Raw genomic sequence first — 12,416 nt, forward strand, 5'->3', positions numbered from 1 at the left:
TCCAGGTGGCGTGCGGGGCGGGAGTGGTGAAGCGATGGGGGGCCGTCGAGCGGTCGCGGCGGCGGGGGAGGTGGTACGGCGTTCACCCCTTGACCGCCCCCTGCATGATTCCGCCGACGATCTGGCGGCCGAAGACGACGAAGAGGGCGAGCAGGGGCAGCGTGCCGAGCAGTGCGCCCGCCATGATCAGCGATTGGTCCCGCACGTATCCCGCGCTGAGCTGGGTGAGGGCGACGGGCACCGTCGGATTGGTCATGTCGAGCACGATGAAGGGCCAGAAGAAGTCGTTCCAGGCGTGCACGAACGTGATCATGAACAGTACGGCCATGGGGGGCCGGGCGATCGGCAGCACGATGCTCCAGAAGATGCGCAGGGAGTGCGCACCGTCCACCCGTCCGGCCTCGACGAGTTCGTCGGGCAGCGCTTCGGCCAGGTACTGCCGCATGAAGAACACGCCGACGGCACTGACGAGCGTCGGGAAGATGACGGCGGGCAGCTTCTGACCCCAGCCCAGTTCCGTCATCATCATGAACAGCGGGACGACGCCCAGTTGCGGCGGCACCATCATCGTGCCGATCACGAGCATCAGCAGGATGTTGCGGCCCTTGAAGCGGAGTTTGGCGAACGCGAACCCGGCGAGGGTGGCGAACAGCACCGTGGACAGGGCGATCACGCCGGCCACGATCAGGCTGTTGAGCATGGCCTTGCCCAGCGCGGCGTCCTGCCAGGCCTTGCCGAGGTTGTCCAGGAGATGGGGCCCCGGCAGGAAGGGCGGAGGGGTCTGGGTGACGCGCGTGTTGTCGGTCGACGCCGCCACCATCGTCCAGTACAGCGGGAACAGTGAGACCAGCGCCGCGAAGCCCAGGAGGATGTACGCGACGGGGCCCGCGTGGTGCTGACGTCCCGCGCCCGGGTGCCGGAACAGTCGGCGGTGCCGTTCACCGGACGGGGTGGTCTGGCGGGTCTTCCGCGCGGTCCCGCGGCCTGCGTCCGTCGCCTGGACCGGGATGCTGTCTGTGGTCATGGAGATCTCCCGGTCAGGCCCTGCGCGTGAGGACGCGCTTGACGATTCGTTGCACGACGAACACGAGAATGAGCAGCAGGAACATCGCCCAGGCGACGGTGGCGGCCCGGCCCATCTGGTAGTTCTTCCAGCCCTCCTCGTACAGCAGCAGACCCAGCGTCTGGTACTGGTTGTCGGCTCCCCCCGTGATGCCGTTCGGGCCCTGGCCGAAGATCAGGGGCTCACCGAAGAGCTGCGTGGCGCCGATCGTGGACAGGACGATGGTGAACACGATGGTGGAGCGGATGCCGGGAACGGTGACCTTCAGGAACTGTTGCCACCGCGAGGCGCCGTCGATGGCCGCGGCCTCGTAGCGGTCGCGCGGGATCGCCTGCATCGCCGCGAGGTAGAGCAGCGCGTTGTAGCCGGTCCAGCGCCAGATCACGATGGAGGAAATGGCGGTCTGCGCGGCCCACTTGTTGTTCTCCCAGTCGATGTTGTCGACACCGACGAGGCTCAGCATCCAGTTGATCATGCCGAAGTCGCGTTCGAAGAGCATCGTGAACACGAGGGCCGCGGCCCCGACCGAGGTGGCGTACGGCGTCAGGGCGGCGACGCGGAAGAACGTCGAGCCGCGCAACTGGTAGTTGAGCAGGTGCGCCAGCCCGAGCGCCATCAGCAGCTGGGGCACGGTCGACAGCACGCCGATGGTGAAGGTGTTGAACAGCGCGTTCCAGAACCGGTCGTCGTTCCACAGCGCCGTGTAGTTGTCGAAGCCGACCCACTCCATGAGGTTCAGGGTCGACAGTTCGACGCGGTGCAGCGAGATCCACGACGTGTAGATGAGCGGGTAGAAGCTGAAGGCGGCGAACACGACGAAGAACGGGGCGACGAAGGCGTACGGCGCTCCCCGGACGTCGAGGCGGTGCAGCAGCGTACGGCGCCGCTGACGCTCCGCGCCGATGCCGGGCGCCGCGTCTGGGGGAGTGGAGGTGGAGATGGCCACCGGAAGGCGTCCTTCCTGGAGGGATGGAGAGGCGGGCAGGGGCCCGGCGCCCCGTGCGGGCGGTGCGTGGGGCGCCGGGCGGTGGCGGGCAGGGGCCCCAGGTCAGCCGGCGGCCTTCTCGATGCGCTCGTCAGTGGTCTTCCACGCCTCGTTCGGGCTCTTGTTCTGCGCCTCGATCAAGGTCAGACCCTGCGAGAAGATGTCCTTGATGGTGCCGTCCTTGCGGCCGAGCACCTGCTCGTCGGGGATCTCCTGGGCCGCGGCGCCGAAGATCTTCCCGATGGGGGCGCCACTGAAGTAGTCCGACTTGGCGTCGACGACTTCGGGCATCTCCAACGCGGTTTTGGACGAGGGGAAGTTGCCGATCTTCTCGAAGAGGTAGGCCTGCTGCTCGGGCGCGGTGAGCCAGGCGACGAGGTCCTGCGCCTCCTTCTTGACGGGGCTCTTCTCCATCACGCCGAGGAACGATCCGCCCCAGTTGGCGCCCTTGGGTGCCTTGGCGACGTCCCACTTGCCCTTGTTCTTGGGGCCCGCCTTCTCGCTGATGTGCGCGAGCATCCACGCCGGGCAGACGGTGCTGGCGAAGGTGCTGTTGGCCAGTCCGGGGTCCCAACCGGGCTGGAACTGGCGGAGTTTGGCGGTCAGATCGGAGGTGGCCGCTTCGGAGGCCAGCTTCCAGGCGTCCTTCACGACAGGGTTGGTGGCGTAGATCAGCTTGCCCTGCTTGTCGTAGAACTGCTGGGAGTTGCCGTAGATCATGGCGTTGAACAGGCCGCTGGAGCTGTCCATGAAGGCGACCTTGTCGTCCTTCGAGTTCTGCTTGAACCGCTTGCCCGCGTCGACGTACTTCGCCCAGTCGCCCTCCCAGAGCTTGGCGACCTCGTCGCGCTCGGTGGGCAGGCCGGCCTGCTCGAAGAGGTCCTTGCGGTAGCAGACCGCCATGGGGCCGATGTCGGTGCCGAGGCCGATGACCTTCTTGTCGGCGGTGGTGACCTGGCTCTGCTTCCACGGCAGGAAGTGGTCCGTCCCGGCCACGCCGGCCAGGTCGACGAACTTGTCCTTCTGGGTGTCGGAGAGTTCCTTGGCCCTACCAATTTCTATGCCCTGGATGTCCTTGAGTCCGCTGCCCGCGGCCAGGTGGGTCTGCAGGGCGGTGTAGTAGGTCTGCTCGTCGCCCGCGACGTCCGCCTTGATGACGACGTTCGGGTGTTCCTTCATGTACTTGTCGAGCAGCCCGGTCTCCTTGAAGCCCATGACGCCGAAGAGCCCCATGGTGATGGTGACCTTGCCGTCCTTCTTGCCCCCACCGGTTCCCCCGTCACTGCCTCCGCAGCCCACGACCAGGCCCAGTGCCGACGCGACCGACACGGCGGCCACGAGCCTCGTACGCAACTTCCTTCGGAACCTGTCCATTTCGTCCTCCTAGCGGCGGCGCTGACGCACCGGAGTTCGAGCCCACAGCTCGCCCCGAAGGGGTGATTTGTCTGGTGGGCACGTTCCCAATCGATGGTGGGAACGTGCCCACCTGGGATCCGCAGCCTGTCCGCCGCGTAAGGCGTCTGTCAAGAAGTTGAATCCACTTCGTTGCCGAGAGATGTCGCGGGCCCCCACCGGGACCTCGAGGGCACTCTCCTCAGGTCTGGCACAATGCGCAGGTGAAAGCGGTCCGGGCATCGCCGAGCGAGGGAGGCGTCATGGGGGACAGGCAACGTCCGACCATCATCACCGTGGCCGCGCGCGCCGGCGTCGGACGCACCACGGTTTCACGAGTCATCAACGGCTCCGAACTCGTCAGCGACAAAGCGAGGGCCGCCGTCCTCGCCGCCATCGCTGAGCTGAACTACGTCCCCAACTCCGTTGCCCGCGGGCTGAAGACGAGCCGGACGAACTCCGTGGCCCTGGTGATCCCCGAGTCGGAGAGCAGACTCGGCTCGGAGCCCTACTTCTCGGCCGTCATCCGCGGTGTCAGCACCACCCTCGCGGAGACCCGCACGCAACTCCAACTGGTGCTCGTGCGCGATCAGGCCGAGCGGGACCAGCTGACCCAGTCGGTCGCGGAACGGCGTGTCGACGGCGTGCTCCTGGTCTCGGTGCACGAGCACGACCCGCTGCCGGGCTTGCTGGAGGGCATGGGACTGCCCACGGTGCTCGCCGGACGCCGTTCCTCGGACGAGTCGCTCAGCCATGTGCACTCCGACAACGCGGGCGGGGCCGCGGCGGCCGTCGACCACCTCCTCGCGCGGGGCCGGCGGACCGTCGCCACCATCAGTGGACCGCTCGACATGGAGGTAGCGCGCAGCAGGCTCCAGGGCTGGCGCGAGGCCCTCGAGAAGGCGGGCCACGACGCCACGGACCGCCTCGTGACCTCGGCCGACTTCACCGAGGAGGGCGGCGCGGCGGCGATGCGTTCACTCCTTGAACGGGTCCCCGACCTCGACGCCTTGTTCGTCGCCTCGGACGTCATGGCAGCGGGGGCTCTGGCGGAGCTGCGCAGGCAGGGGAGGGGGGTCCCCGACGACGTGGCCGTGGTCGGATTCGACGACTCCATCATCGCCCGCCACACCAACCCGCCCCTCACCACCGTGCGCCAGCCCGTCGAGGAGATCGGCGCCATGATCGCCCAGATCCTTCTGGAGGAGATCGACGATCCCGAGAGACCGCGCCGGCGCGTGACGCTTCCTACGGAGCTCGTCGTACGGGACTCGTCGTGAGTCCGTGGGGAGGCTGAGCCGCGTACCGGTTCGGCCCGATCGCCGGCCTGCTCTGTCCAGCTATGGCCTTGGCGAAGCCTTTGGGCGTGGCGGTGGGTGATCAGGCAGACGGTGAGACCGAGGAAGACTGCGTGGATGTCGTCGCGTCGTTCCCAGTGGATCCGTAAGCGGCGGAACTCGTGCAGCCAGGAGATCATCCGCTCGACGACCCAGCGAAGGGCGCCCAGATCGGTGCCGTGCGCTTGTCATGGTTCTGCGATCGCTGGCCGGATGCAGAGCTGCCGCAGGAGCCGGCGATACTTGTCGTAGTCGTAGCTGCGGTCGACGAAGAGCATCTCGGGTCGTCCGCGCAGTCGTCCGACGCCGGCAAGGGCCGGGATCTTGTCCAGAAGGGGCAGGGGTTGGTGCGTCGTTGCGCTTGCCGCCGGTCAGCGACACCGTGAGCGGGGTGCCCTGGCCATCGGTGAGGATGTGGGGTTTGCTGCCCGGGCGTGGGCGGTCGACCGGGCTGGCTCCGCTTCTGAGCCTCGATGTGCGGCCCGGACATGGGAGGAGTCAATCACCGTCCAGGACCGATCCCGCTTATTCTTCGACCGCAGCTTGTTCAGCAGCAGCCGGTGCCTGGTTGCCGGTGTACAGCACGAACAGGATGCCGCACAGGGCCTGACGGTTGGGGACCCGTGGCCGTCCCTAAACCTGCGGGTGGCAACGGCTCAAGCAGCGACCACAATTCGTCCCACACGGTCCACGGCTGCGACGGACGCTTCCCCATGCCTGCATTAACGATCAAACAGGCAGTCACATGATCATCCGCTTTGGCGAGAGCCAGTTAAGGGCTGTCCGGTAAAAGCTGTGGGACCGCCGCGACTCGGACCTCGGGCTTGTGGCAGCCTGCCGTCATGCCAGCCGAGCTGCGAGAACACGCAGGACGTCACTACGCCATCCAGTCCCACTACGCCTTGCCCGACGATGCTTGGGCTGTGGAGCTGAGCGAGGCCGTGCCTGCGCCGGCCGCGTGGGCCGGGAACCCCAGCGCCGAGAGGTACCTGCCCGGGGCTGCCTTCTTGGTGGCGTTTGTCCCCGACGAGGATCCGGATCTGGAACCGAGCGTGCACATCCACAGCCATGATGAGCACATGATCCCCTACGAGATCATGCGCTGGTTCATGGAGCAGGTGGCCGATCAGGCCGAACGCTGTCGCATCGCGTTCGAGCAGGACGGGCGCGAAGCAGTGGAATGATCTTGTCGTGGCTGGTGTGATCACGGCATCGGAGCCGTCCTGGATAGCCTCGTTCACCGGCTGAGCCCGCGTGCGTTGGGTGAGCTGGTGACGGTTTTGCGGCGCGAGGGCGCGGATGCGGTCCGCCGGTGTCGGCCCTGGAGCATTCCGTTGGAGGACAGGCCACTGCTGGTGGCCGCGTACTGGCGCACGAACGTGACGACGCGACAGCCCGCGCTGCTGTTCGGGGTCTCGAAGTCGGCGGCGGACCGCATCATCGACTACCTCGGGCCAATGCTCGCGCTCCCACCCCGCAAGCGGTTCGCCAAGGGCACCGTGCGAATCGTGGACGGCACGCTGGTTCCTACCCGCGACCACTCCGTGGCCGAGCAGTCGCAGAACTACCGGTACTCCACCGCCCACCAGGTCGTCAGCGACGCGGACACCCGTCTCGTCGGCGTCTCGTACCCATGACAGTCGGGCCCCCGCCGAGAGTCGTGCTGCTCCGCTGGCCGTTGGGCCCCGTGCGAAGCTGCCGCACGCTCCGCACGGGGCCGTACACAGCGTCGAGGAGGATCAGACCTCCAGCTCCGGCCCGGGCGGCGAGCCTGGCGTATGGCTCGTGCTTTGAGCGGTTGGTGTCCGGCGGGTGCAGGGTCAGCTGCCGACGTGGATACCGGGGCGGCGGGTGGGGTCGGGCTCGTTCTTGCGGATGATTTCGCGGGTGACGGGGGCGGTGTCGCCGCGACCGAGAAGGAAGTAACGCAACATGTGGACCACGGGACTGCCTTCGGCCCAGGCGAAGTAGCAGTGCGGCTGGACACCGGTGGCATTGCGCATGGCGAGCAGGATCGCGGCGATGGCGTTCGGTGCCGCCGGCGCGTCGGCGCGCAGGATCCGGTAGCCGTCGACTTCGATGCCGCGGACGGTCAGGGTCTCGCTGAAGTCGGAGGGGTCGACGACGTCGATCTCCAGGAACAGTACGTCGGCCCGGCCGGGCACCGGGTTGGTGTGGCGCTGTTCGTGTTCCTTGGCGGAGTATTCGGCGGCGTCACCGGCCTGGCGGCGGTTGGCGACGATGTTGATGGACTGGTCGTGGGCGAGGGTGTCGGAGATGAACCGGCGGGCGGCCTCGTCGAAGACGATGCGGTCGGCACGGAGTTCAGTGGTGCGCGAGACGCGGGAGATGAGCGATACGGCGATGATCCCTGCGATGAACACACCGGAGATGGCGATGCCGTCGGGCTTGTCGACGATGTTGGCCACCAGGGCGTAGAACAAGATGGCGGTCAGCGCCGCGAAGCCGGTGCCCGCCAGGCGCTTGTGGTGACGGAAGACGGAGACGGTGACGGCGAAGGCGCCGGAGACCATCATGGCCAGAATGCCGGTGGCGTAGGCACCGGCCTGTTTGTCGACGTCGGCATCGAAGGCGATGGTGATGGCGACGGAGATGGCGGTGTAGACGATGACGACGGGGCGCACGGCGCGTCCCCACTCGGGGGCCATGCCGTAGTCGGGCAGGTAGCGAGGCACGATGTTGATCAGTCCTGCCATCGCGGAGGCGCCGGCGAACCACAGGATGAGGATGGTGCTGATGTCGTAGACGGTGCCGAATGCTTCGCCGACGTGTTCGTGGGCCAGCCAGGCCAGTGCACGGCCGTTGGCAGCTCCGCCCGGCCGGAACTGGTCCTCGGGGATGAGGACGGTGGTGACGAAGCTGGCGGCCAGCAGGTAGACGCTCATGATCACAGCGGCGGTGGTCAGCAGCCTTCGGGTGTTACGGATCCGGGACTGCAGCCGCTGTGCGGGATCGTCGCCGCTCGCGGCGACCAGCGGCATCATGCTGACACCGGTCTCGAAGCCCGACAGGCCCAGCACCAGCAGCGGAAACGCCAGCAAAGCAGGCCCGGCCAGGTCACCGAACCCGCCTCCGGTGTCCTGGAGCGCATCCGTCCATGCCGACAAGGCTCCGGGCGTGGTGAACACCTCGGCCAGGCCGACACCGATGATCACGGCGTTGAGCAGCAGGAAGACGGCCACCAGCGGGATGGCCACCATGACCGCCTCACTGAACCCGAGTAGGAAGACCCCGCCCAGGATCAGCAGCAGCCCTACCGTAAGAGCCACCTCATGGCCGTGCAGGGCGTGCGGAAAGAAGGGGTTCTCCACGACGTGGACCGAGGCGTCGGCCGTGGACAGAGTGATGGTGATGATCCATGAGGTAGCGACGAAACCGAGCAGGACCAGCACGAACAGCTTGCCCCACCAGAACGGCAGCAGATCCTCCAGCATCGCCACCGACCCAGCCCCGTTGGGGCTCTCCCTGGCCACCCGCCGGTACATCGGCAGCATCCCCAGCAACGTCAGCGCCACGATCAGCAAGGTCGCCAGCGGTGAGACCGCCCCGGCGGCGACCGCGGCGATCGCCGGCACGTAGGCCAGGCTGGAGAAATAGTCGACGCCGGTCAGGCACATCACCTTCCACCAGGAATGCGGCTCCGCGTGCGCTTCGCCGGCAGCCGGCCCCACCGGCTGCACCCGGTGCCGCAGCAGCCATCGCGCAAGTCCGCTGGTGGGCTGGGTCCGCAGCGCGGGGCTGTCCACCACCTCCGGCACAACCGGGCCTTGCGTGTCCGTCATGTCCCCCATCACTTTCTTTTCCCGCCCTGTCAGGGCCACCGCTCGGCAGAGGCGGTGCACAGGCACCGCCTCGACACGATCATCGAGTATCCGGTCCGGTGAAAGGCACCGTTCACCCCGTACCCCTTCGACGGAGATCGATGAGAGAGCGGGCGTATGCCTCAGCCCACAGGCGCGGCAGCGGGGCGCCGCGGGCCGCGAGGTCGAAGTCCTGCTCTTCGAGCTGGTGCGCGCGGATATCACCTGGACACCCGACGACCGCCTGCAACAGCAATGCTGCGCCCAGCCGAAAACCCGAATTCTGTCTTTCACCGCTGCGCAAGTCCGTCCAGGGCGTCTACACCGTTGGCGGGGCTGTGTGGGCTGCGGAGTAGGCCCTTGGAGTGGCCCGTGGCGGGCCGAGTGGCGTGGGACAGGCCGTCGTGGCGTGTCCATTGGCCGGTCCCTGCGCTTCCCGGAGGCTGACGACCGGACCAAAGGCTCAATAAGTCGATGATGTGGAGCTGGGTGTCGGGTTGGCAGTGGGTGCGGGCGCGCGGCCCGTGGCAAGGAGCCGCGGGCTTCATCACTGCTGATGGGGCGGTGGTGGGAGCCGATCATGCGGCAGTGGTCGGCATGGACTTGGACAGGCGGTCCACCGGTGCCGATGCCGACCTCGACGACCCACTCCGCAAGCCGCGGCCGCCCCTTGCGCCCGTGGTCCTCTTCCGCGTGCCAGCAGTTCCAACTGCGCGATCTTGACGTCGATGCGGGCCGACCAGGGCCGGGGTGGCGCCACGCCGCACCAGAGCTTGTCCGACGATTTCCGTCATCGCCCGGAAGTCGGCCACGCGGTGTCAGGTGCGTGCTCTGGGGGGTGCCGGGGGTAGGCCCACGTACTGGACGTACTTGGGTCTGTGCCCGGTGCGGCGAAGGGGATCCGCCGTCCGAGCCCTGCGCAGCAGGTTCGAGGATGGGGGCGCGTGAGCAGGGTGCCGGGCCGTAATCCATATCCCGCTGTTCCGACCTTCTCCGCGGTCCTGCGGCGCATGAACGGCATCGAACGATGAGTTCCGATGCGAAGCGAGGTCTTCTTGGGCGGACGTGCTCATGAGAGGCCGATGGAGGCGCTGGTCGGTCCTTGGAAGACGGGCGCGTGCGTACGCCACTAGCCTTGATGACCGATGAGGAGACTCCAGCGTGAGCGACATTGTGGTCCCGAAAATCATCCGACCTGAGCGCACGCTTTCGGGTCCCTGGCTGGAGGTGATCGCCTCTAATCTCGACTACCACCGAGCGACCTTCTTGTGGAAGTGCGAGGGGCTCTCGGAGCTACAACTGCGGCTACGTCCCGTCCAGTCATCGGCGTTGACTCTGCTGGGGCTCATGCGTCATTTGCAGGGGGTTGAACGTGCCTGGTTCCAGCGGACGTTGGCCAGCACAACACCTCGCTACTTTCCCTATCGGACGTACGCCACCGCTGATGGTGGCGAGTGGTACGACGAGTTGGACGCCACGCCGGCCAGGGATGTCTACGAGGACTACCTCAAGGCGTGCGAGGAATCGCGGCAGGCATTCTCGAAGGTGACCGTCGACGTCACGCGAATCGTGCCGAACCCGGAGTTCGGAGACACCGATGTGCGGTTCGTCCTTGAGCACGTGATCGAGGAGTACGCCCGCCACGTCGGCCATGCGGATCTCCTCCGGGAGGCCGTTGATGGAGTCACTGGCGAGTAACCTGCCGCCACGCCCTCGAAGCGTGCCTCATCCCGCCATGCGGCAGATCTGCACAGCCCAGGCCGACGGGCCCCCGTGAGTACTGACTGGTCATCAGGGGTATTGCGGGCCTGCGCGGGCCTGCCATGGCCACAGACCGCTATCGGCGCGGCATACGGATGATGGCGTTCGGCGGCTTGGAGCACGCGGCAGCAGGCAGCCGTCAGTCGAAAAGCCAGGGCACCCCAGTTTCGGTACCGATCTTGTCCGGTGCGGCCGATTCCGGCGGCGGGGATGGCTTCAGGAGTGACTGGCTGTCGCTGTGGGCCGGTGGGTCGGCGGATCCAGGGTGGACGCGATTCCACAGCCGCGTACGCCCATACACCGGCCCTCACCGGTCGCCTTCCCTGCGGCTAGTCACCCGGGAGGCTGAATTGCGTGGCGGGGCGGGCGGATGGCGCATGAGGCCGGTCCGGCTGGGAGATGCACCGGTGAGCGGCGTTGTTGCTGACCGCAAGACCGCAAGACCGCAAGACCGCAAGGAGAGCGCAGGTGAGAGACGTCGTTTTCAGCGCCGATTTCTCCTCGGAACGCCAGTGGGTGGCGGGCCGGTCCTGGGCCTATCCGGACGGAGGGCCGACCAATCCGGGCGACGACAAACTCGATCACCTCACCGCGGATCCCGCTTACTCCCGGCTGGGGACGTTCAAGGCCCGGCGCAGGACGGACGGCCTGTGGGACACCGGGCTGCTGACCACCGAGGGGAGCGCCGATGGGTTCATGCTGCGCACCGGGGACCACCTGGAGGCCACGGTACGCCTGCCCACCCGACTCGGTGCCTGGCCCGCTGTCTGGACCTGGCGGGACGGTGGCAATGAAGTCGACGTCTTCGAATACCACCCCGACAACCCTGACCTTCTGGAGCTGACCAACCACGTCCGGCAGGGCCAGGGTTACGTCCGTCACGACGCGGTGCGTCCAGGGGCCGTCCTGGATCTGGGCGTGACCTTCGGGCGGCGCAGTGTGGTGTGGACACTCGGCGGCGAGCGGATCTTCGCCGACAGACGGGGCGTGGGCTCCGGTTGGCGGGCCTACCTCATCGTCAACCTGTCGGTGTGCGCGGGCGGTTACCACCCCGCTCCCGAACCCGAGACCGCCGAGATGTCCTACGAGGTGCGCAGTCTTGTGGTCACCAGGACGACCGTGAGCTCTCTGGAGGAGGACCCGTCCGAGACGGACCGGTCCGGAGGCCACCTTGCGGAAGGAGTCTGACCCGGGCCTGACCCGGGCGACTGTCCGGCGTTCAGGTCGCTCTCGCACGTACCTCGCTCGTGTCGCACCCGTCAGCGACGGTGCCCGCAGCGCACCCGGGGCGACGTCCGGATGCGGACGCCCTCTTCCCCGAGACCGGTGACAACGATCGCCGCCTTCGAGCGGCTCCAGGACCAGGCGACGGACGACCCGCGGCAGGACGGACGACCCGCCGCGGCAAGACACCCCTCGGTGCGATTTACTCTCCCGATGGGTTCACGTACTTCTCCGAGCAGCGGGCGGGTCACGATACGGCGGGCGGTCGCGCAGGATGCCAAACGGCTCACGCGGCTCGTGCGTGGCTCAGGGGCCTACGCGGGCAAGTACGCGGCCGCCGTCGAGGGCTACCGCGTCGGTCCCGATTACATCGAGGCCCACCGCACCTTCGTAGCCGTGGGCGGCGACGAGCACGGCGGCCGGATCCTGGGGTTCTACTCGCTCGTACTCGCCCCACCGGAGCTGGACCTGCTGTTCGTCGCCGACGAAGCACAAGGACGAGGGATCGGACGGCAGCTCGTCGCGCACATGCAGGCCGAGGCCGGGGCCGTGGGTCTGGACCATGTCAAGGTCGTCTCGCACCTACCCGCCGAGGACTTCTACCACCGCGTGGGTGCGGTGCGGACCGGGACCGAGCCCGCGAACCCGCCCGCCGTGCCGTGGGACCGTCCCACGTTCGAGTTCCGCATTCCCTCGAAGTGACGCGGTGTCGCCGACAGCATCCCCTTGTGCCGTCCGGACCGTACCGTCGGCTCCTTGGCATGGGCCGCCCATGGTCCCCCTTCAGGCCCAGCCGGTGACATTCCCCGGCTCTCGCCGCCAGGACGACGGTG

At 67.5% G+C, this 12,416-nt stretch carries 9 protein-coding genes and 3 pseudogenes; 6 read left to right on the forward strand and 6 right to left on the reverse strand.

The features are described from left to right. Nucleotides 1–82: 82 nt before the first annotated feature. From AOJ26_RS30085 to AOJ26_RS30095, 3 genes are all read right to left on the reverse strand, one after another. Nucleotides 83–1,024 (reverse strand): carbohydrate ABC transporter permease, encoded by a 942-nt coding sequence (locus AOJ26_RS30085; protein ID WP_053851521.1) that lies wholly within the window; start codon nt 1,022–1,024, stop codon nt 83–85. 13 nt (nt 1,025–1,037) lie between these two features. Continuing rightward, entirely contained in the window at nt 1,038–2,009 is a 972-nt protein-coding gene (locus tag AOJ26_RS30090) for a carbohydrate ABC transporter permease (RefSeq protein WP_053851522.1), read from the reverse strand. A 102-nt stretch (nt 2,010–2,111) separates the two neighbouring features. Beyond that, nucleotides 2,112–3,422, reverse strand: a complete 1,311-nt coding sequence (locus AOJ26_RS30095) for an ABC transporter substrate-binding protein (protein WP_053851523.1) — start codon at nt 3,420–3,422, stop codon at nt 2,112–2,114. A gap of 281 nt (nt 3,423–3,703) precedes the next feature. Here AOJ26_RS30095 and AOJ26_RS30100 point away from each other — a divergent pair, with 281 nt between their 5' ends. Beyond that, nucleotides 3,704–4,720 carry a LacI family DNA-binding transcriptional regulator gene (locus AOJ26_RS30100; RefSeq protein ID WP_053851524.1) on the forward strand — a complete coding sequence of 339 codons (1,017 nt, stop codon included), beginning with the start codon at nt 3,704–3,706 and terminating at the stop codon, nt 4,718–4,720. 68 nt (nt 4,721–4,788) lie between these two features. Here AOJ26_RS30100 and AOJ26_RS43975 read toward each other — a convergent pair. Next, nucleotides 4,789–5,492: pseudogene (locus AOJ26_RS43975) on the reverse strand (IS5 family transposase); the annotation flags it as partial. A 127-nt stretch (nt 5,493–5,619) separates the two neighbouring features. Between AOJ26_RS43975 and AOJ26_RS30105 the strand changes: the two are divergent. Further along, nucleotides 5,620–5,961 carry a hypothetical protein gene (locus AOJ26_RS30105; protein WP_053851525.1) on the forward strand — a complete coding sequence of 114 codons (342 nt, stop codon included), beginning with the start codon at nt 5,620–5,622 and terminating at the stop codon, nt 5,959–5,961. 7 nt (nt 5,962–5,968) lie between these two features. Beyond that, nucleotides 5,969–6,402, forward strand: a pseudogene (locus AOJ26_RS30110) (transposase family protein); the annotation flags it as partial. Nucleotides 6,403–6,597: 195 nt separating this feature from the next. Here the strand turns inward: AOJ26_RS30110 and AOJ26_RS30115 are convergent. Both AOJ26_RS30115 and AOJ26_RS45285 read right to left on the reverse strand, forming a co-directional pair. Continuing rightward, nucleotides 6,598–8,580 carry an APC family permease gene (locus AOJ26_RS30115; RefSeq protein ID WP_086723689.1) on the reverse strand — a complete coding sequence of 661 codons (1,983 nt, stop codon included), beginning with the start codon at nt 8,578–8,580 and terminating at the stop codon, nt 6,598–6,600. Between the two features lie 591 nt (nt 8,581–9,171). Next, a pseudogene (locus tag AOJ26_RS45285) lies at nt 9,172–9,570 on the reverse strand (hypothetical protein); the annotation flags it as partial. Nucleotides 9,571–9,759: 189 nt separating this feature from the next. Between AOJ26_RS45285 and AOJ26_RS30120 the strand changes: the two are divergent. The 3 genes from AOJ26_RS30120 to AOJ26_RS30130 all read left to right on the forward strand — a co-directional run bounded on the left by AOJ26_RS30120 (nt 9,760) and on the right by AOJ26_RS30130 (nt 12,285). Then, nucleotides 9,760–10,296 carry a DinB family protein gene (locus AOJ26_RS30120; RefSeq protein ID WP_053851527.1) on the forward strand — a complete coding sequence of 179 codons (537 nt, stop codon included), beginning with the start codon at nt 9,760–9,762 and terminating at the stop codon, nt 10,294–10,296. Between the two features lie 531 nt (nt 10,297–10,827). Next, complete coding sequence (locus AOJ26_RS30125) at nt 10,828–11,547, forward strand: beta-glucanase (protein ID WP_234358699.1); 720 nt, start codon at nt 10,828–10,830, stop codon at nt 11,545–11,547. Between the two features lie 249 nt (nt 11,548–11,796). After that, nucleotides 11,797–12,285: a GNAT family N-acetyltransferase gene (locus tag AOJ26_RS30130; protein WP_078960078.1), complete on the forward strand. Its 489-nt coding sequence runs from the start codon at nt 11,797–11,799 to the stop codon at nt 12,283–12,285. Nucleotides 12,286–12,416: the final 131 nt, after the last annotated feature.

It is taken from the genome of Streptomyces sp. NRRL B-24085 (genome assembly GCF_001282115.1).
In the GTDB taxonomy this organism is placed as follows: domain Bacteria; phylum Actinomycetota; class Actinomycetes; order Streptomycetales; family Streptomycetaceae; genus Streptomyces.